The following is a 19,298-nucleotide window of genomic DNA, read 5'->3' on the forward strand; positions in this document are numbered from 1 at the left end:
TTGGAGGGGTTAACCAGTGCATGAAACTTTCGAAGGTGCTTTCAACACAAGTTCGTGAATAATCGATAACTAGCAGGGGACCGGCATGTTGCAGCTTCCACAGATGCGACACAACGAAGAAAGTAACAGATGATCAAAATTGGAATTGTGGACGACCACGCCATCGTGAGATCTGGCCTGAGGCAGTTCTTCTCCGAACACGTTGACTTGCGCGTGGCCGGCGAAGCCGCCAGCGGCCGCGAAGCCATCGAACTGGTACGTACCACCGAACTCGACGTGCTGGTGATGGACCTCTCCATGCCCGGGCAGAGCGGCATCGACGCTCTTGCCATGATCCGCGCCAAGGCGCCGGACGTGGGTATCCTGATCCTGAGCGGCTACCCCGAAGAGCACTACGCGATGAATCTCATCCGGCAGGGCGCGAGCGGGTACCTCAACAAGGAGTGCGACCCGATAGAGATCGTCAATGCGATTCGCACCATCTCGCTCGGCCGCCGCTACATCACACCGGCCGTGGCCGAGTTGCTGGCGCGCCAGCTCGACCGCAAGGACGATGCTGCACCGCACGAACAATTGTCCGAGCGGGAATTCCAGGTTTTCCTGAAGCTTGCCAAGGGCGAAACCGCGGGCGACATCGCCAAGACGCTGTCGCTGTCGGTCAAGACGGTGAGCACCTACCGTACGCGCCTGATGGAGAAGATGAACCTGTCTTCCAACAGCGACCTCACGTACTACGCGCTGAAGAACAAGCTGATCGACTAAGAACAACGGCAGAGCGCCGAAGAAGAAGCGGCCCGTTGCGGCCGCTTTTTTGTTTTCATCAGTCGGTGTTGCCCGCAGCGGGGCGGTGAGCCACCGCCTCGAGGATGCAGAAGTCGACCAGCGCGTCGATCTCGTTCGACTTGTCGAACACCGCGTCAACACCGAATTCTGCGCAGCGGCGCCGGATGTCGGGCGTCGCATAGTTGCTGAGCACCACCACCTTCTGGTTGGTCCGGCGCGTGGTGCACGCCTGGAGCACGCCCAGCCCGCTGCCTTGCTTGAGAAAAAGATCGACGACCGCCAGGTCCCACTCTTCGCTGTGGTCGTGCAGCCATTGCCTGGCATGCGCTTCGGTTTCGGCAAAGCCCACGACCGTCGTGCAGGTGAGTTCTTCCAGAGTGCCAATGAGGTTTTCACGGATCGTGGGGTTGTCTTCGACGATATAGGTCTGCAATCTGGTATCCATGCCGAACCGCGCTTCCTCTGACGTTGGCAGGTGTCTCCAAACTCCTGCTGGCGATTGCCTGCTCATCGAACATTGATGCGCCGCCGGCAAGCATCATGCAGGGTTCGGGGGGAGCGTGTTGTAGGCGGGTTCTGACGAAGCCGCTTTATCTAGCGATTCCGTAGGCAATGCCGCACGGTTTTTGCGGTCGGCTGCCGACCCGTGAAAAGTCGCGCTAGGTTTATCCAGTCAGCATGGCAACGAACGTCGTCCTTCGCAACCGGCTGCGCAACGGGCCGCTCTGGCTCAAGCTGCTGGCGGTCTTCGTGCTGCTGCTCGCCGGGCTGGCGGTTGTGCTGGCGCTCTTTCCGTGGGACACGTTGCGTGAGCCCCTGAACCGCTACGTGAGCGAAAAGACCGGGCGCAAGTTCGAGATCACGCGCCGGCTCGACGTGGGCCTCGGCCTGCGCGGCGCCACCATCAAGGCCGACGGCATCGAGTTTGCAAATCCGCCGTGGGCGCGCGACCCCTACCTGGTCAAGGCCGAGCGCGCGGAATTCGACATCCGGCTTTGGCCTCTCATCAGACAGAAGGTGGTGATTCCGCGGCTGGCGCTCGTCTCACCCACGCTGGGCCTCCAGATGGAGGCCGACGGACGCCGCACGTGGGCGCTCGGCAAGGACACCTCCGATCCCGGCACCGTTCCCGTCATCGGCCTGATGGAGGTCGACAACGGTTCCGTCGATTTCCTGGCCAAGCACCTGGGAGTCGACCTGCACGCTGACGTGAATTACGACACCAGCCTCGGCACGCTGCCTCTCAGCTACCGCATCAAGGGCCGCTACAAGGGCCAGCCGCTCACAGCCGAAGGGCGCACGGGCAACGTGCTGCAACTCAAGGCGGCCGGCGGGCAGCCGTTTCCGCTGGAGATCGACGGCGCGGCAGGCCAGACGAAGCTCAAGGCCTCTGGCACGGTGACCGACTTTGCCGACCTCGACGGCATCGACGCGAAGTTCGACCTCAAGGGCCAGACCCTCGGTGCCCTGTTCCCATTGCTGGGCATCGCGCTGCCGGAAACCTCCCCCTATGCGCTGAGCGGCGACCTGCGCAAGCGCGGCAAGCAATGGGAAGTGGCCGGATTAAAGGGCAGGCTCGGCCTGTCCGACATCGCCGGCGACATGCGCTTCGACCAGGCGGGCAAGGTGCCGCACCTTGCGGGTGAACTGCGCTCCCGGGTGATGGACATGGACGACCTTGGCCCGCTCATCGGCCTGCCGCCCACTGAGCGGTCGGCCAAGGCGGTCGAGGGCGTGGCGCCGCCTCCCACCATCAAGCAAACCAGGCGCGGCAGGGACGCCAAGGTGCTGCCGAGCGCCACCCTCGACTTCAACCGGCTGCGCGCGATGAACGCCGACGTGAAGTACGTGGCCGACCGGATCAAGAACGTACGCGACATGCCGCTCGACCGCGGCAGCGTGCAGGTGAAGCTGAACAACAGCGTGCTTGTGCTGGAGCCGCTGGACCTGGGCGTGGGCGGCGGCAAGCTGGCCGGCGCCATCCGCATCGACGCCACCCAGAATCCGGCGGACATCCGCGCCTCCCTCGACCTGCGCAATGTGCAGCTCAACCGCCTGATCCCCAAGATCGAGACCATGCGAAGCAGCTTCAGCAGGCTCGATGGCCGCATCAATCTTTCGGGCCGAGGCACGTCGGTGGCAAGCTGGCTCGGCGGCGCTTCGGGCGACGTCGCGGCGATGACCGGGCGAGGGCGGTTCAGCAATTTGCTGCTGGAGTTCATGGGGCTGGACGGCGCCGAAATCATCAAGTTCTTGCTGCGCGGTGACCAGAACGTCGAACTGCGCTGCGCCGCCGTGGCCTTCGACGTCAACAAGGGCCTCATGACCAGCCGCAGCATGGTGCTGGACACCGAGGACACCGTTTTCTATGCGAGCGGCCAGGCCAACCTGGCGACCGAAAAGCTGGACTTCGTGGTGCGCCCCGAGCCCAAGGACCGGAGCTTCCTGTCGCTGCGTTCGCCGCTGGTCGTCGGCGGTACCTTCGGGGCGCCGACCGGCGGGGTGCAGGCGGCGCCATTGGCGGAGCGCGGCATCGCCGCTCTGGTGCTGGGCGCGCTCAATCCGCTTCTAGCCCTGGCCGCCACGGTCGAGACCGGGCCGGGCGAAGACGCGGATTGCAAGGGTGTGCTGTCGCAAGCCAACAAGCCCAGTCCAGGTGCTGCGGCTGCGGGTGCGGCCAAGGCGAAGGGTGCGAAGCAGCAGCGGTGATGCCTTCTGCGCCTACTGCGCGGCCTCTTGGCGCCGCGCTTTCCGTTAGTTGCCTGATGCTGCGCGGTGCGCGCACACGCTGCAATGCGGATCGCGCGCAACCTTCAGGGTGTCGAACGCCGTGCGGCGCCCGTCGAACATGAGGAGTTTGCCCGCCAGCGACGGACCGATGCCCGCCAGCAGCTTGAGCGCCTCGCTCGCCTGCAGCGTGCCGATGGTGCCCACCACAGGGCCGAACACACCGAGCACCGCGCACAGCGTTTCCTCGAAAGCCGCGTCCGGCGGAAAGATGCACGCGTAGCAGGGAGAGGCGGGGTCGCGCGTGTCGTACACGCTCAGCTGGCCATCGAAGCGGATGGCCGCACCAGCCACCAGCGGCTTGCCGTGCGCCACGCAGGCGCGGTTGACCGCGTGCCGGGTGGCAAAGTTGTCGCAGCAGTCGACCACCACGTCTGCCGTCGCAACCAGGTGCGACAGCAGCGCCTCGTCGGCCCGCAGGGCGTGCGTCTCGACGACGATGTCTGGATTGATGCCGCGCATGGCCTCGGCGGCCGATTCGACCTTCAGCTGGCCGACGCGGGCGTTGGTATGGGCGACCTGGCGCTGGAGGTTGGTGAGGTCGACCTCGTCGTCGTCCACCAGCGCGATGTGCCCGACGCCGGCGGCCGCGAGGTACAGCGCCACGGGCGAACCCAGGCCACCCGCGCCGATGACAAGCGCGCGCCCGGCACTGACGCGCGCCTGGCCGTCGATGCCGAATTCCTCGAGCAGGATATGGCGCGAATAGCGCAGCAGGTCGTCGTCGTTCATGGCTTGTCCCGGGTCTTCGCCAAACGCAAAATACCGCGGCCCGGCAGCGCCGGTTCCGCGGTATTTCGGGATCTGAAGGCGCCGGGCTCCAGATCAGTTCTCTTTTTTCTCTTCCTTGTTGTCGACGATGACCTGCGTCTTGCTCACGAGCACCGGCTGGCCCTTGAGGCGGTTGAGCGCCTGCACCAGCGGGAAGTCCTTGTCGGTGCCGAACTCGGGCACCTTGCGGTCCTGCGGCGGCTTCTTGGCTTCTTCCTCGAGACGCTTGCGGGCTTCGTCGCGCGCCTTTTCGCGTTCCGGGTCCTTGGTCTCGGGGCCCTGGCCGCTGGCCAGGTGCTTCTCGAGGTCGGCCTCGCGCATGCGAAGGGCTGCGAAGGGGCTGCCCTCGGCGCTTTCGTCGACCAGCACGTTGGGCACGATGCCCTTGGCCTGGATCGAGGTGCCGCTCGGCGTGTAGTAGCGCGCCGTGGTGATCTTGAGGCCCGTGTCCGGTCCGAGCGGGCGCACCGTCTGCACCGAGCCCTTGCCGAAGGTCTGGCTGCCCATGACGGTGGCGCGCTTGTGATCCTGCAGCGCACCGGCCACGATTTCGCTCGCGGAGGCCGAGCCTTCGTTCACCAGCACCACCAGCGGCACGGTCTTGAGGGCCGCGGGCAGGTTGCGCAGCGGGTCGCTGCCAGAGCGGCGCTGGTAGAACTCCGGCGCCGCCTTGTAGACCGACTTGCTCTCGGCCAGCTGGCCGTCGGTGGACACCACCGTGACGTTCTCGGGCAGGAAGGCGGCCGATATGGCCACCGCCGCGTCGAGCAGTCCGCCCGGGTCGTTGCGCAGGTCGAGCACCATGCCCTTGAGGTTGGGCTCTTCCTTGTAGATGTCTTCGACCTTCTTCACGAAGTCGTCGACCGTGCGTTCCTGGAACTGCGACAGCCGGATCCAGCCGTAGCCCGGCTCCATGACCTTGCCGCGCACCGATTGGGTGCGGATTTCTTCCCGCGTGATCGTGACCGGGAAGGTGCGGCTCTCGTCCTTGCGGAAGATGGTCAGCAGCACCTTGGTGTTGGCCTCGCCGCGCATGCGCTTGACGGCTTCATTGAGCGACAGACCGCGCACCGCCGTGTCGTCGATCTTGGTGATCAGGTCGTTCGGCTTGAGGCCCGCGCGGAAGGCCGGGGAGCCTTCGATCGGAGAAACCACCTTGATGAGGCCGTCTTCCTGCGAGATTTCGATGCCCACGCCGACGAAGCGGCCGGTCGTGCCTTCCCTGAATTCCTTGAAGGACTTCTTGTCGAAGTACTGGGAATGCGGGTCCAGCCCGGCCACCATGCCGGAAATGGCGTCGGAAATGAGCTTTTTCTCATCGACCGGCTCGACATAGTCGCTCTTGACCATGCCGAAAACGGCAGCGAGCTGCTGCAATTCTTCGAGCGGGAGCGGCGCAAGCGAGCCGCGCGCGACCGTCTGCAACGAGACGGTGGTCAGGACGCCAGCAACGGCGCCAGCGGCGACCCAGCCGGTAATCTTCAATTTCTGGCCCATCATGAGTGATTGTCCTTGTCGGCTGTCGAGCCAATATACACAGCTTGGAAGCAGAATGCCTGCCGGGGTTCCACGGGGGAGCGCCGCCAAGGGTTTTCTTTTTTCAGCCTTTGCCCTGCGACGCCACCGCCGCGGCGGCCTTTTCGGCGGCTGCGGCATCGCCGAGGTAGTAGTGCCGCAGCGGCTTGAGTTCGTCGTCGAGCTCGTAGACCAGCGGAATGCCGTTCGGAATGTTCAGGCCGACGATGGCGTCGTCCGAAATGCCGTCCAGGTACTTGACCAGCGCCCGGATCGAATTGCCGTGTGCCGCCACCACCAGGCGGCGTCCGGCGCGAATGGCCGGCGCCATCGATTCGTTCCAGAACGGCAGCACGCGCGCCACCGTGTCCTTCAGGCACTCGGTCAGCGGAATCTGCTCGGGCGAGAGCTTGGCGTAGCGCACGTCGCTGCGTTCGCTGCGCGGGTCGTCGGCTTCCAGCGGCGGCGGCGGGGTGCCGTAGCTGCGGCGCCAGACCAGCACCTGCTCGTCACCGTATTTCTTGGCCGTTTCGGCCTTGTTCAGCCCCTGCAGCGCGCCGTAGTGGCGCTCGTTCAGGCGCCATGAATGCACCACCGGGAGCCAGGTGCGGTCGAGCTCGTCCAGCGTATGCCAGAGCGTACGGGTGGCGCGCTTGAGTACGCTGGTGTAGGCGACGTCGAAGTCGTAGCCCTCGGCCTTGAGCAGCCGGCCGGCCTGTTTGGCCTGCTCGATGCCGGTTTCGGTCAGGTCGACATCCGTCCATCCGGTGAAGCGGTTTTCGAGATTCCAGGTCGATTCGCCATGGCGGATCAGTACCAGTTTGTGCATGTGGGAAGCCTTTGGCAGCGCTTGGGAAAACCAGCATTCTAAAATCCCAGGTTTGCCATCCAAGGAACCCCCGTGAAATTGATCGAATTCGTCACCGCCAACTGGATGCTGATCCTGATCGCACTCAGCTCGGGTGGCATGCTGGCCTGGCCGCTGATCCGCGGCGGCGCCGGCGGCGGCACCCTCACGGCCCAAGGGGCGGTGCAGCTCATCAACCGCGAGCGGGCGGTGCTGGTCGACGTGCGCGAACCCGAAGAGTTCGCCACCGGCCACATGATCGGCGCCAAGAACGTTCCCCTGAACCTGCTGGAAGAAAAGCTGACCGGCACGGTCAAGAACAAGAACGTGCCGCTGCTGCTGGTGTGCGCCACCGGAGCACGCGCCCAGCGCGCCGTGGCCATGGCCAAGAAACTCGGCTACGAGCAGGCCCAAGCGGTGGCCGGCGGCCTCAAGGCTTGGAAAGAGGCTAACCTGCCGGTTGAAAAAGCCTGAGCCTGCCTCAGCTAAAGCGTATGCAAGCCGTCAAGATGTACACCACCGCCTTCTGCCCGTACTGCGTTCGTGCCAAGCAGATCCTCAAGTCCAAGGGTGTCGAGGAGATCGAAGAAATTCGCATCGACAGCGATCCGGACGCCCGCAACACCATGATGGAGATCACCCGGCGCCGCACCGTGCCGCAGATTTTCATCGGCGACACCCACGTGGGCGGTTGCGACGACCTGATGGCGCTCGACAGCCGCGGTGGCCTGGTTCCGCTCCTGCAGGGCGCCTGAGACACCAAGCGGCCGGTTGCCACCGAAGCGGTTCGGGCGCCGGGCGATAATCGCGTGCACATTCATCTGCAGCCCGCTGCGGGAAACTCTCCCCGGCGGGCATTGTTTTGATCCTCGAAAGTTCAGCCATGGCCGACCAGCAAGCCCAAGATCCCGTTTTCCAGATCCAGCGCGTCTACCTCAAGGACCTGTCGCTCGAACAACCCAATTCGCCCGGCATCCTGCTCGAGCAGGAGCAGCCCACGGTCGACATCCAGCTTGGCGTGGACGCCCAGCCGGTCGCTGATGGCATCTTCGAGATCACCGTGTCGGCCACCGTGCAGACCAAGATCCAGGACAAGACCGTGTTCCTGGTCGAGGCCAAGCAAGCCGGCATCTTCGAGATCCGCAACCTGCCTGAAGACCAGATGGGTCCGATCCTCGGCATTGCCTGCCCGCAGATCGTCTACCCGTACCTCCGCGGCAACGTGGCCGACGTGATCCAGCGCGGCGGCTTCCCGCCCGTGCACCTGGCGGAAATCAACTTCCAGGCCATGTACGAGCAGCAGCAGGCTCAGGCCGCCGGCCAGCCCTCGCCGACCCTCGCGCAGTAAACCTGGCACAACGCCGCAACGCCGATGAAGATCTGCGTTCATGGCGCCGGTGCCTGGGGCACGGCGCTGGCCGTCAACGCGGCGGGCCGCCACGAGGTCACGCTCTGGGCGCGCGATGCCGCCCAGGCCGACGCGATCTCGAAGGCGCGCGAAAACATCCGCTACCTGCCCGGCCTCGCCTTGCCGCCCGCGCTTACCGTGCGCGCCGGCGATCTTCGCCACGCCCGCAGGGGCGCCGAACTCATCATCGTGGCCACGCCCATGGCCGCTTTGCGCCAGCAACTCACGGACTTGCGCGGGACGACCGCGCCGGTGGCGTGGCTTTGCAAGGGCGTGGAGCCAGCGCAGGGCAATTCCCCAACTTCCTTCGGCTTGCTGGCCCACGAGATATGGGCGCAGGTCGCTCCTGAATTGCTAGCGGGCGTACTCAGCGGGCCGAGCTTTGCGCAAGAAGTCGCCGAAGGCCGGCCGACCGCCCTGGTGGCCGCGAGCCCGCACGCCGAGGTGCGCGACGCCCTGGTCGATGCCTTCCACGGCCCGGCTTTGCGCGTCTACGCCAACGACGACATCGTGGGCGTCGAGGTCGGCGGCGCCGTCAAGAATGTGCTGGCCATTGCCACCGGCCTTTGCGATGGCCTGGCGCTGGGGCTCAATGCGCGCGCCGCGCTCATCACACGCGGCTTGGCCGAGATGACCCGCTTCGGCCTGGCGCTCGGTGCGCGCGCCGAGACTTTCATGGGCCTGTCCGGGCTCGGCGACCTGGTGCTGACCTCGACCGGAGACCTGTCGCGCAATCGCAAGGTCGGCCTGCTGCTGGCGCAGGGCCGCACCTTGGCAGAAGCCGTGGCTTCGCTGGGGCACGTGGCCGAAGGCGTCTATTGCGCACGCACCGTGGTGCAGCGAGCGCGGGGGCTGGGCGTGGAAATGCCCATCGCCGAAGGCGTCGTCGCGCTGCTCGACGGCAAGCTGAGCCCGAAGGAGGCCGTTGCCTCGCTGACCGGACGCGATCCGGTGCCCGAGTCGGTGCTCGCGCCCGCGGACCCACGCGGTTCACCCCAACAAGACTGAAGAGACAAGAGCCATGAGCCTTCGCTTTGATTTTTCGGCGCCGGCCGTGGCCGAGCTGGCCCACGCCGACGCCGCCCGCGCACTGCAGGAAGATGTGGCCGATGGCGACCTGACCGCTTCGCTGGTCGATCCCGGCCGCCGGGCCCTGGCCCGCGTGCTGGCGCGCGAGGCGGCCGTGGTCTGTGGTGCACCGTGGGTCGAAGCCACCGTGCGGCAGCTCGATCCGGAGGCCCGCATCCGCTGGCTGTGCGGCGAGGGCGAGCGCTGCTCGGCCGACCAGATCGTGCTCGAAATCGAGGGCAGCGCCCGCGCGCTGCTGACGGCCGAGCGCACCGCGCTCAATTTTCTTCAGCTGCTGAGCGCGGTCGCCACCAAGACCGCCCTGTACGCCGATGCGGTTCGCGGCACGCGCGCCCGTATCGTCGACACCCGCAAGACGCTACCGGGCCTGCGCCTGGCGCAGAAGTACGCGGTGCGCACCGGCGGCGGCCTGAACCACCGCATCGGCCTTTACGACGCGGTGCTCATCAAGGAAAACCACATTGCCGCGGCCGGCGGCGTGGCCGCCGCGTTGCGTGCGGTGGCGCAGGTGGCGCAGCGCGCGGCCTTCGTCGAGGTCGAGGTCGAGACGCTGGCGCAATTGCGCGAAGCGCTCGACGCCGGCGCGCGCATGGTGCTGCTCGACAACATGGACCTGCCGACCCTGCGCGAAGCCGTCCGCATCAACGACGACGCCGGGGCCGACCGCAAGGCCGTGCTCGAAATTTCCGGCGGCGTAACGCTCGAGGGCCTGCGCACCCTGGCCGAAACCGGGGTCGACCGCATCTCGGTGGGTGCGTTGACCAAGGACGTCAAAGCCATCGACTATTCGATGCGCTTCCAACCCGAGCACTGAACCGCCATGGTGACCGCTTCCGTCATCGACGTCGACTACGAACAGCCCGCGGCCCAAGGCAGCGTCTGCGACACCCGCCACGCCTGGGCGCGCGTGCCGCCCGAGCCTTCACCCGGCGAACGCGTCGTGCTCAAGGAGCGCATTCGCCGCCTCTTGCGCGAGCGCAATGCCGTCATGGTGTCGCACTTCTACGTGCACCCCGACCTGCAGGACCTGGCCGAGGAAACCGGCGGCATCGTGAGCGATTCGCTCGAGATGGCGCGCTTCGGCCGCGACCATGCCGCCACCACGCTGGTGGTGTCGGGCGTGCGCTTCATGGGCGAAACCGCCAAGATCCTTTCGCCCGAGAAGCGCGTGCTGATGCCCGACCTGGACGCCAACTGCTCGCTCGACCTGGGTTGCCCGGTCGACGAATTCAGTGCGTTCTGCGACCAGCATCCCGACCGCACCGTGGTCGTGTACGCCAACACCAGCGCGGCCGTGAAGGCGCGCGCCGACTGGCTCGTCACGTCGAGCTGCGCGCTCGACGTGGTGAGCGCGCTGCACGCACAGGGCCGCAAGATCCTCTGGGGCCCCGACCGCCACCTGGGTGACTACATCCAGCGCCAGACGGGCGCCGACATGGTGAGCTGGAACGGCGCCTGCATCGTGCATGACGAGTTCAAGGCGCTCGAGCTCGACCTGCTCATGAAAGAGCATCCGGCCGCGAAGGTGCTGGTGCACCCTGAATCGCCAGCCGACGTGATCGCATTGGCCGATGCCGTCGGCTCGACCTCCGCGATCCTGAATGCGGCACGGGGCATGGACGCGAAGGAATTCATCGTCGCCACCGACACCGGCATGCTGCACAAGTTGCGCACGCTGAATCCGGGCAAGACTTTTATCGAGGCGCCTACGGCCGGCAATGGGGGCACGTGCAAGAGCTGCGCGCATTGCCCTTGGATGGCGATGAACGGGCTCGTCGAGTTGGCGAATGCGTTGGAAACCGGCGCGGGTGAAATTCATGTCGACCCGGCGCTGGGGTTGCGGGCGCGGGTGCCGATTGATCGGATGCTGGCGTTCACCGCCGGGCTGAAGAATGGCCAACCGGCAGGCAGCCTGATCGCAGGTATCGGCGCCGCCTGAAGCGTTGTTCCCTCTCCCGCGTGCGGGAGAGGGCTAGGGTGAGGGGTTCTCACAACATCGCGCGGCCTTCATTGCCGCTCACCCTCACCCCAACCCTCTCCCCAAGGGGAGAGGGAGCAAAACCTAGAACTCCAGCGTGCAGCTGTCCCCCAGCGCCTCGCGCCACACGCGCACCCGCGCGAGCGTCGCATGAAATTCCGGCAGCGCATCGGCAATGAAAAGGCAGAGGTTTTCCAGCGTCGGCGGATGCAGCCCTTCCACGTCGTCGAGCAGATGATGGTCCAGCCGCTCGCGCACCTCGTCCAGCCGGCGGCGCAGCAGCCCGAGGTCGATCACCATGCCCGTCACGGGATCGCGCTGGCCCGAAAGCCAGACTTCGGCGTGGTAGGTGTGGCCGTGAATACGGCGGCTGCCTTCGACCTCGATGTCGCGCTTCAGCGTGTGCGCGGCGTCGAAGAAAAAGCGTTGGCTGACGGTGAATCGCATCTGGAAAGTCTCTCCGCACTCAGCGGATGCCGGTGATCTTGTGGGTCTGGACGCTGAGCCGCCAGATGGGGTCGCGCATGCACTCGGCAATGCACAGTTCGGTGTTGGCCACGCGGTCGGGGCCGTCCATCGGCTGCAGGAAGCGGTGGGTGAACTCACCGGTGCGGGCCATCGTGCCAAGCTCGAATTCGGTCTGCGGCCACACCAGCTTCAGTTCTTGCCCGCGCTGCTGCACCCACGGTGCGCCGGCCTTGGGGCTGATACAGAGCCAGTCGATGCCTTCGGGCGCCGCGACGGTGCCGTTGCTTTCGACGGCAATGCGAAAGCGGCGCGCATGCAACGCGTCGACCAGCTCCGCATCCACCTGCAGCAGCGGTTCGCCGCCGGTGAGAACCACCAAACGATGCTCGGCGTCGCCAGCAGGCCACTGCGCGGCGATGGTGTCGGCGAGCTGGCCGGCATCCTTGAACTTGCCGCCGAGCGTGCCATCGGTGCCGACGAAATCGGTGTCGCAGAAACGGCAGACAGCTGTGGCGCGGTCCTCCTCGCGGCCCGTCCACAGGTTGCAGCCGGCAAAGCGGCAGAACACGGCCGGCATGCCGGCCTGGCCGCCCTCGCCCTGCAAGGTATAGAAGATTTCCTTGACGCTGTAGGTCATGAAGCCGGTGCCTCGATCTCGAGGTTGTCAATCAGCCGCGTGCCGCCCAACCTAGCCGCGGCCAACGCCACGAGCGGCTCGCCGTTCATGCCGAAAGTGGGCGCCTGCAGGTCGGTACGCCGCCGCAACACAAGATAGTCCGGTTGCCAGCCGCGCTCCGTGAGCGCCTGCATTGCCCGCGCTTCTATCGCGGCCAAATCGCGTTCGCCGGCTTGCACGGCCTCGGCCATGGCCTTGAGCGCCTTCGACAGCTGCACGGCCTCCGCGCGCTCCCCATTGTTCAGGTAGCCGTTGCGCGACGACAGCGCCAGCCCATCGTCCGCGCGGAAGGTTTCGCTGCCGACGATCTCGATGGGCAGTGCGAACTGTCGCACCATGTGGCGGATCATCATCAGCTGCTGGTAGTCCTTCTTGCCGAACACGGCCACGCGCGGCTGCACGCACTGGAAGAGCTTCATCACGACCGTGCACACGCCCACGAAGAAGCCGGGGCGGAAGTGGCCTTCGAGGATGTCGGCCAGCGCCGGGTCCGGGTGCACCTTGCAGGTCTGCGGCTCGGGGTAGAGCGCCTTTTCGTCAGGCGCAAACAGCACGTCGCAGCCGGCCGCACGCAGCTTCTCGCAATCGCTGTCCCAGGTGCGCGGGTAGGTGTCGAAATCTTCGTGCGGCAAGAACTGCAGGCGGTTGACGAAGATGCTGGCCACGGTCACGTCGCCCAGCGGCTTGGCTTGCCTGATCAGCGCCAGGTGGCCGTCGTGCAGGTTGCCCATGGTGGGAACGAAGGCGGGGCGCTTGAACGCGGCGAGGTGGTCGCGCAGTTCGGCGATGGTGTGTGCGATGTACATGGTCTCGGTTCCTTACCAGGCGTGGAGTTGGTCGTCGGGGAAACTGCCGTCCTTGACGGCCTGCACGTAGGCCTTGAGGGCGGGCAGAACGCCCGGCGCGTCGGCCATGAAGTTGCGCACGAACTTCGGCATCTTGCCGAGGTTGATGCCCAGCATGTCGTGCAACACCAGCACCTGGCCGGCGGTGGCCTTGCCCGCGCCGATGCCGATGGTGGCGCAGTGCTTCAGCTCGACGGTGAGTTCGGCGGCCAGCGCGGCCGGCACCATCTCGAGCACCAGCATTGCGGCGCCCGCGTCTTGCAGCGCATGGGCCTGCTGCTTCAGCAGCGCGCCGGCGTCGCCCTTGCCCTGCACGCGGTAGCCGCCCAGCGCATGCACGGTTTGCGGCGTCAGGCCCAGATGCGCGCACACCGGAATGCCGCGCTCGACCAGGAAGCGCACCGTCTCGGTGGTCCAGCCGCCGCCTTCGAGCTTGACCATGTGCGCGCCGGCCTGCATCAGCACGGTGGCGCTGGCGAGCGCCTGTTCGCGCGACTCCTGGTAGCTGCCGAAGGGCAGGTCGGCAATCAGCCATGCCGTGCCCTGCACGCGGCGCAGGCCGCGCGAAACGCTGTCGGTGTGATAGCGCATGGTGTCCAGGCTCACACCCACTGTGCTGTTGAGCCCCTGGCAGACCATGCCGAGCGAATCGCCGACCAAGAGGCAGTCGACGCCCGCCGCGTCGGCCATGGCCGCGAAGGTGGCGTCGTAGGCCGTGAGCATGGCGATCTTCTCGCCGCGCGCATGCATGTCGGCCAGGCGCGGCAGGCTCACGGGCTTGCGCGAGGCAAGCGGGGAGGCCGGCGGCAGCGTGCCGTAGGGCGAGGCCGGGGGTGTTTCGGCAATGGGTGTGGTGTTCGACATGGTTGGGTTTCTCCCTGCGGGCGTCGGTGGCCGGGCATCCTTGAATGAAGAAAGCGAAGCGGGTGGGTCGATCAGTCGGCCGGCACCAGCACCGTGGGTGTGGTGGATTCGGCGAGCGAAGGATAGTCGCGGCTGAAATGCAGGCCGCGGCTCTCGTGGCGGGCCTGCGCGGAGCGCACGATCAGCTCGGCCACCTGTACCAGGTTGCGCAGTTCGAGCAGGTCGCGCGTGATGTGGAAGTTCGCATAGAACTCCTGGATCTCTGCCTGCAGCAGCGCGATGCGATGGCTCGCGCGCTCCAGGCGCTTGTTGGTGCGCACGATGCCCACGTAGTCCCACATGAAGCGGCGCAGCTCGTCCCAGTTGTGCGAGATGACCACCGTTTCGTCGGCATCGGTCACCTGGCTGTCGTCCCAGGCCGGCAGATCGGCGCTGCCGCGCGACGGCGCCGCGGCAATCGCGCCGGCCGCGGCGCGCGCGAACACCATGCACTCGACCAGCGAATTGCTCGCAAGGCGGTTGGCGCCATGCAGTCCGGTGCAGGCGGTTTCGCCGATGGCGTAGAGGCCGGGCACGTCGGTGCGGCCATTCAAGTCGCTCAGCACCCCGCCGCAGGTGTAGTGCGCGGCCGGCACCACGGGAATGGGCTCGCGCGTGATGTCGATGCCCAGCTCCGCGCAGCGCGCGAGGATGTTGGGGAAGTGTTCTTTCAGGAAAGCGGCCGGCTGGTGCGAGATGTCGAGGTGCACGCAGTCCAGGCCGTGCTTCTTCATCTCGAAGTCGATGGCGCGGGCCACCACGTCGCGCGGTGCGAGTTCGGCGCGCTCGTCGTGCTTCGGCATGAAGCGCGTGCCTCCCGCCGATTCCGGCAGCTTCAGCAGCCCGCCTTCGCCGCGCACCGCTTCGCTGATCAGGAAGGACTTGGCGTGCGGGTGGTACAGGCAGGTTGGGTGGAACTGGACGAACTCCATGTTCGACACCCGGCAGCCCGCGCGCCACGCAGCGGCAATGCCGTCGCCGGTGGCGGTGTCGGGGTTGGTCGTGTACAGGTACACCTTGCCAGCGCCGCCGGTGGCCAGGATGGTGTGCGGCGCGCGGAAGGCCAGCACCTCGTCGGTTTTGTCGTCCAGCGCGTAGAGGCCCAGGCAGGCCGGATCGTCCAGGCCCAGCTTGGTGCCGGTAATGAGGTCGACCAGCGTGTGGTGTTCGAACAGCGTGATGTTCGGCGTGCGGCGCACCCGCTCGATCAAAGTCTGCTGCACGGCCGCGCCCGTGGCGTCGGTCACGTGCACGATGCGGCGCTGGCTATGGCCGCCTTCGCGCGTCAGGTGCAGGCCACCGCCGTTTTCCTTCGCTTCTTCCGAGAACGGCACGCCGAGCTCGCGCAGCCAGCCGATGGCCTCGGGCGCATGCTCCACAACGAAGCGCGTGGCCTCGGGGTCGCACAGACCCGCGCCGGCCACCAGCGTGTCTTCCACATGCGCATCGAAGCTGTCGCCCGCGGCCAGCACGGCCGCAATGCCGCCCTGCGCCCAGGCGCTGGAGCCGTCGCTCAATGCGCGCTTGGTCAGCACGGCAACGCGGTGCGTCGGCGCCAGGTGCAATGCAGCGGAGAGGCCTGCGAGGCCGCTGCCGACGATGAGGACGTCGAAGTCGCGCACGCAGGGCTCCGCTGTCAGGCCGGCGAGTACGCCAGGCGCACGTAAATGGGTGCGAAGGCTTCCGCCTGCGTGATGTCGATCAGCGTTTCCTTCGCGAGCTCGAGCATCGCGATGAAGGTGACGATCAGTACCGGCGCGCCGCGCGACGGGTCGAACAGTTTTTCGAACTCGACGAAGCGCTGCCCCTGCAGATGCCGCAGCACGATGCTCATGTGCTCGCGCACGTTGAGTTCCTCGCGCGAGATCTTGTGGTGCTGCACGAGCTTGGCGCGCTTCATGATGTCGGCCCACGCATCGCGCAGCTCGACCACGTTCACGTCCGGAAAGCGGGGCTTGAGCGATTGCTCGATGTAGACCTGCCCCTTCCAGAAGTCGCGCCCGTAGGTTGGCATGGTGCTGATGGCGGCGGCCTGTAGCTTGGTCTGCTCGTATTCGAGCAGGCGGCGCACCAGCTCCGCGCGCGGGTCTTCGGCCTCTTCGCCTTCCGCCACCTTCTTGGGCGGCAGCAGCATGCGCGACTTGATCTCGATCAGCATCGCGGCCATCAGCAGGTACTCGGCAGCGAGCTCGAGATTCGTCTGGCGGATCTCGTCGACGTAGCTCAGGTACTGCCGCGTGAGCCCCGCCATCGGGATGTCGAGGATGTTGAAGTTCTGCTTCCTGATGAGGTAGAGCAGCAGGTCCAGCGGACCTTCGAAGGCTTCGAGAAAGACCTGCAGCGCTTCCGGCGGGATGTACAGGTCCTTCGGCATTGCGAACAACGGCTCGCCATAGAGCCTGGCGAGCGCGACCTGGTCGACCACCTCGGGCATGCTGGCCACGAGCGTGTCGTTGTCCCCGTTTCCCTTCATCGGGTGCTTGCTATCATTTTAATAGCTGAAGGCAATGGGGGCGAACGACGGATGCCGGATGGGCACCATTACTTGCTTTGGGTCTGGTAGACGTACGGCTGCTGCGGTACGCGGGCTTCCGCGTACTCCTCGAGCAGGCTGCGGTCGAGGTGCTTGTCCCACAGCAGGGCACGGCCGGCGCGCTGTTCGGCTTCCAGCGTCGGCTTCTTTTCCTTCATCTCCTCGATGAAGCTGGTGATCTCGGAGGTGTAGTGGGGGCGGCGGAAGATGGACATAGACTGGACCTTTGAAGCGCGAATTTTACCGGGGATGGCATGAAGCGACGACAACAGTGGCGGATCGGCTTTGCAACAGCGTTATTGGCGACGGCATTGATGGGACTTTCGGGTTGCGACCCGCAGCGCATCGGCGAGCTGGAGGAGGGCGTCTCGACCGAGGCCGACGTGCGCGCCAAGTTCGGCGAGCCCGAGAACATCTGGGACGCGCCGAACGGCCGGGTGCTTGAGTACAACCGCCAGCCGCAGGGCCAGAAGAACTACATGATCACCATCGGCGCCGACGGCAAGATGAGCGCGCTGCGCCAGGTGCTGACGCCCGAGAACTTTGCCAAGGTGCAGCCGGGCATGATGATGGAAGACCTGCGCAAGCTGCTCGGCAAGCCCGCCAAGGTCACGCCCTACGCGCTCAAGCGCGAAACGGAGTGGGAGTGGCGCTGGGTCCAGCCGCCGAATTCTCCGATGGTGTTCACCGCCACATTGAACGACGACCAGCGTGTGGTGCGAAGCGGCTCTTCGCCCGACCGCGCCACCGAGGCGAACTAGTCTTCGGCGGCGCGCGGCTGGCCGCTCGTCAGCTCGTCGGCAAAGCCCGAGCGCACGATTACCTCGAGCGGCTGCGGCTGCAGCGACTCCAGGCGCAGCAGCCCGTCGCGCGACAGCACTGCCCGGTGCAACTGGCGCAGCGCATCGACGCCGGTCGCGTCCAGGTAGATGAGGTGCGTGGCATCGAGTACCACCGTCATGCCGCGCGGTGCGCTCTCGGCCGCGTTCACCGCTTCATCCAGCTTGGCCGCGGCCCCGAAGAACATCGCGCCGTAGAGCCGATAGGTGAGCACCGGCGGCTGCATGGTGACCAGCTCGACGCTGAAAAGCTCGCTCATGCGCCGCACGAAGAGGGCGCACGCGAGCACGATGCCCACCTGCACCGCCACGGTCAGGTCGAACACGACCGTGAGAAAGAAGGTGCCCAGCATCAGCAGCCGGTAGTGGCGGCTGAAGTGCCGCAGCTGCCCCGGCGTGAACTCGCGCCATTCGCCCATGTTCAGGCCGACGAACACCAGAATGCCCGCCAGCACCGCGAGCGGCACATGGCGCGCCAGCGGCGCGGCCAGCAGCACCACCACCATCAGCGTGACGGCATGCACGATGCCGGCAATCGGCGAACTGCCGCCCGAGCGGATGTTGGTCACCGTACGCGCGATGGTGCCGGTGGCCGGCATGCCGCCGAAAAAGGGCGTGACCAGGTTGGCGATGCCCTGCGCCATCAATTCCTGATTCGGATCGTGGCGCGGCTGGCCACTGAGCTGGTCGGCCACGCGGGCGCACAGCAGCGACTCGATGGCGCCCAGCAGCGCGATGGTCAGCGTGGGCGTGACCAGCTGCTTGACCGTTTCCCACGAAAAATCGGGCAGCGCAAAGGCCGGGGCGCTTTCGGGAATGCCGCCGAAGCGCGTGCCGATGGTTTCCACCGGCAACTCGAAACCCCACGACACCAGCGTGAGCGTGACCAGCGCCACGATGGGCCCCGGCAAGCGCGCGCCCACCTGCACCGCGCGCGAGCGCGCCATGCGGCCCGCCAGGCGCTGCACCGCATGGCCCACCTTCGACTCATTGCTCAGCAGCATCGGCCAGACCGTCAAGCCGAGCACGCAGGCCAGGCCCAGGGCAAAGGCGTAAGGATTGAAGGTGCCGATCTGCAGCGCCATCGCATGCAGCTGCGAGAACACGTCGGCCGGCATCTTCTCCACCGTGAGCCCGAGCATGTCCTTGAGCTGCGACAGCAGGATCAGCACCGCAATGCCGTTGGTGAAGCCGACCACGATCGACAGCGGCACGAAGCGCACCAGCCGCCCGAGCCCGAACAGCCCCGCCGCGAACAGCAGCACCCCGGCGCAGGCGGTCGATATCAGCAGGTTCGCCACGCCGTAGCGTTCGACGATGCCGTAGACGATCACGATGAAGGCGCCGGCCGGCCCGCCGATCTGCACCGCAGACCCACCCAGCAGCGAGATCAGGAAGCCCGCGATGATCGCCGTCCAGATGCCGGCCTCGGGCTTGAGCCCCGAGGCGATGGCGAACGCCATGGCCAGCGGCAGCGCCACGATGCCGACCGTGGCGCCCGCGCCCAAGTCCTTGAAAAAACGTGTCCGGTCGTAGCCCGCCAATGCGTCCAGCAGGCGTGGGCGAAAGCGGGTGATGTTCAGCGGTGACTGCATGGGGCACCCATTGTGTACCCCGCGCAGGCGTTGCCTGCCCCCGCCCGTTCAGTCGCTGTCGGGAATCACCGCGTCGGCCGCCGCGCCCACCGCCTTGCCGGTGATGCGCGCGGTGCCAATGGCCGCATCCGCTGCCAAGCCCACAGCACTGGCGCCCACGCTCACGGCGGTACCCGCCACGGTCACCACCGCGCAGCCGCTCAGCATGGCGACGAAGGGCAACAGGAGGAGGGTGCGCTTCAGCATGGATTGGTCCTCTGG

General features: G+C 66.4%; 22 protein-coding genes. 9 read left to right on the top strand and 13 right to left on the bottom strand.

Annotated features, from left to right (window positions below; genetic code table 11):
* The first annotated feature begins 129 nt into the window (after window positions 1-129).
* Window positions 130-762 carry a response regulator gene (locus ASC78_RS15690; RefSeq protein WP_007837167.1) on the top strand — a complete coding sequence of 211 codons (633 nt, stop codon included), beginning with the start codon at window positions 130-132 and terminating at the stop codon, window positions 760-762.
* Between the two features lie 58 nt (window positions 763-820).
* Here the strand turns inward: ASC78_RS15690 and ASC78_RS15695 are convergent, their stop codons facing one another.
* On the bottom strand, window positions 821-1,228 hold the full coding sequence (locus tag ASC78_RS15695; protein ID WP_055802903.1) for a response regulator: 408 nt from the start codon (window positions 1,226-1,228) through the stop codon (window positions 821-823).
* Between the two features lie 233 nt (window positions 1,229-1,461).
* Here ASC78_RS15695 and ASC78_RS15700 point away from each other — a divergent pair, with 233 nt between their 5' ends.
* A complete protein-coding gene (locus tag ASC78_RS15700) occupies window positions 1,462-3,492 on the top strand; it encodes an AsmA family protein (protein WP_055802905.1) in 2,031 nt (676 codons plus the stop codon).
* Window positions 3,493-3,537: 45 nt separating this feature from the next.
* Here ASC78_RS15700 and ASC78_RS15705 read toward each other — a convergent pair whose 3' ends face one another.
* The 3 genes from ASC78_RS15705 to gpmA all read right to left on the bottom strand — a co-directional run bounded on the left by ASC78_RS15705 (window position 3,538) and on the right by gpmA (window position 6,685).
* A complete protein-coding gene (locus ASC78_RS15705) occupies window positions 3,538-4,302 on the bottom strand; it encodes a HesA/MoeB/ThiF family protein (protein ID WP_055802907.1) in 765 nt (254 codons plus the stop codon).
* Window positions 4,303-4,395: 93 nt separating this feature from the next.
* A complete protein-coding gene (locus ASC78_RS15710) occupies window positions 4,396-5,838 on the bottom strand; it encodes a S41 family peptidase (protein ID WP_055803425.1) in 1,443 nt (480 codons plus the stop codon).
* A gap of 103 nt (window positions 5,839-5,941) precedes the next feature.
* Window positions 5,942-6,685 carry a 2,3-diphosphoglycerate-dependent phosphoglycerate mutase gene (gene gpmA, locus ASC78_RS15715; protein WP_055802909.1) on the bottom strand — a complete coding sequence of 248 codons (744 nt, stop codon included), beginning with the start codon at window positions 6,683-6,685 and terminating at the stop codon, window positions 5,942-5,944.
* 105 nt (window positions 6,686-6,790) lie between these two features.
* Between gpmA and ASC78_RS15720 the strand changes: the two genes are divergently transcribed.
* The 6 genes from ASC78_RS15720 (at window position 6,791) to nadA (ending at window position 11,139) form a co-directional block, all read left to right on the top strand.
* Window positions 6,791-7,177: a rhodanese-like domain-containing protein gene (locus ASC78_RS15720; protein ID WP_443082724.1), complete on the top strand. Its 387-nt coding sequence runs from the start codon at window positions 6,791-6,793 to the stop codon at window positions 7,175-7,177.
* A gap of 20 nt (window positions 7,178-7,197) precedes the next feature.
* Entirely contained in the window at window positions 7,198-7,458 is a 261-nt protein-coding gene (gene grxC / locus ASC78_RS15725) for a glutaredoxin 3 (RefSeq protein ID WP_055802911.1), read from the top strand.
* Between the two features lie 128 nt (window positions 7,459-7,586).
* A complete protein-coding gene (secB, locus tag ASC78_RS15730; protein WP_055802912.1) occupies window positions 7,587-8,051 on the top strand; it encodes a protein-export chaperone SecB in 465 nt (154 codons plus the stop codon).
* Between the two features lie 24 nt (window positions 8,052-8,075).
* Window positions 8,076-9,119, top strand: coding sequence for an NAD(P)H-dependent glycerol-3-phosphate dehydrogenase (locus ASC78_RS15735; RefSeq protein WP_055802914.1), 1,044 nt, complete (start codon window positions 8,076-8,078; stop codon window positions 9,117-9,119).
* 13 nt (window positions 9,120-9,132) lie between these two features.
* The gene (gene nadC / locus ASC78_RS15740) at window positions 9,133-10,014 is read left to right on the top strand and encodes a carboxylating nicotinate-nucleotide diphosphorylase (protein WP_055802916.1); all 882 of its coding nucleotides are present in this window, start codon (window positions 9,133-9,135) and stop codon (window positions 10,012-10,014) included.
* A gap of 6 nt (window positions 10,015-10,020) precedes the next feature.
* The gene (gene nadA, locus ASC78_RS15745; protein ID WP_055802918.1) at window positions 10,021-11,139 is read left to right on the top strand and encodes a quinolinate synthase NadA; all 1,119 of its coding nucleotides are present in this window, start codon (window positions 10,021-10,023) and stop codon (window positions 11,137-11,139) included.
* Between the two features lie 123 nt (window positions 11,140-11,262).
* Here the strand turns inward: nadA and ASC78_RS15750 are convergent, their stop codons facing one another.
* The 7 genes from ASC78_RS15750 to ASC78_RS15780 form a co-directional block, all read right to left on the bottom strand.
* Window positions 11,263-11,625 carry a 6-carboxytetrahydropterin synthase gene (locus tag ASC78_RS15750; protein WP_055802921.1) on the bottom strand — a complete coding sequence of 121 codons (363 nt, stop codon included), beginning with the start codon at window positions 11,623-11,625 and terminating at the stop codon, window positions 11,263-11,265.
* A gap of 19 nt (window positions 11,626-11,644) precedes the next feature.
* Window positions 11,645-12,283 (bottom strand): 7-carboxy-7-deazaguanine synthase, encoded by a 639-nt coding sequence (gene queE, locus ASC78_RS15755; RefSeq protein ID WP_055802923.1) that lies wholly within the window; start codon window positions 12,281-12,283, stop codon window positions 11,645-11,647.
* Entirely contained in the window at window positions 12,280-13,128 is an 849-nt protein-coding gene (gene panC, locus ASC78_RS15760; protein WP_055802925.1) for a pantoate--beta-alanine ligase, read from the bottom strand. Before panC ends, queE begins: the two co-directional genes overlap by 4 nt.
* 12 nt (window positions 13,129-13,140) lie before the next feature.
* On the bottom strand, window positions 13,141-14,031 hold the full coding sequence (gene panB / locus ASC78_RS15765) for a 3-methyl-2-oxobutanoate hydroxymethyltransferase (protein WP_055802927.1): 891 nt from the start codon (window positions 14,029-14,031) through the stop codon (window positions 13,141-13,143).
* A gap of 71 nt (window positions 14,032-14,102) precedes the next feature.
* The gene (gene nadB, locus ASC78_RS15770) at window positions 14,103-15,692 is read right to left on the bottom strand and encodes an L-aspartate oxidase (RefSeq protein WP_055802929.1); all 1,590 of its coding nucleotides are present in this window, start codon (window positions 15,690-15,692) and stop codon (window positions 14,103-14,105) included.
* A gap of 14 nt (window positions 15,693-15,706) precedes the next feature.
* On the bottom strand, window positions 15,707-16,543 hold the full coding sequence (locus ASC78_RS15775) for a segregation and condensation protein A (RefSeq protein WP_055802931.1): 837 nt from the start codon (window positions 16,541-16,543) through the stop codon (window positions 15,707-15,709).
* 68 nt (window positions 16,544-16,611) lie between these two features.
* On the bottom strand, window positions 16,612-16,818 hold the full coding sequence (locus ASC78_RS15780; protein WP_055802933.1) for a DUF3460 family protein: 207 nt from the start codon (window positions 16,816-16,818) through the stop codon (window positions 16,612-16,614).
* Window positions 16,819-16,857: 39 nt separating this feature from the next.
* Here ASC78_RS15780 and ASC78_RS15785 point away from each other — a divergent pair, with 39 nt between their 5' ends.
* Window positions 16,858-17,364, top strand: coding sequence for a hypothetical protein (locus ASC78_RS15785; RefSeq protein ID WP_055802935.1), 507 nt, complete (start codon window positions 16,858-16,860; stop codon window positions 17,362-17,364).
* Here the strand turns inward: ASC78_RS15785 and ASC78_RS15790 are convergent.
* Window positions 17,361-19,037: a SulP family inorganic anion transporter gene (locus tag ASC78_RS15790; RefSeq protein ID WP_055802936.1), complete on the bottom strand. Its 1,677-nt coding sequence runs from the start codon at window positions 19,035-19,037 to the stop codon at window positions 17,361-17,363. The two genes, ASC78_RS15785 and ASC78_RS15790, sit on opposite strands and share 4 nt — an antisense overlap.
* 48 nt (window positions 19,038-19,085) lie before the next feature.
* Window positions 19,086-19,283 (bottom strand): hypothetical protein, encoded by a 198-nt coding sequence (locus tag ASC78_RS15795; RefSeq protein WP_055802938.1) that lies wholly within the window; start codon window positions 19,281-19,283, stop codon window positions 19,086-19,088.
* Window positions 19,284-19,298: the final 15 nt, after the last annotated feature.

Origin of the sequence: Variovorax sp. Root318D1 (genome assembly GCF_001424835.1) — a bacterium.
Lineage (GTDB): Bacteria > Pseudomonadota > Gammaproteobacteria > Burkholderiales > Burkholderiaceae_C > Variovorax.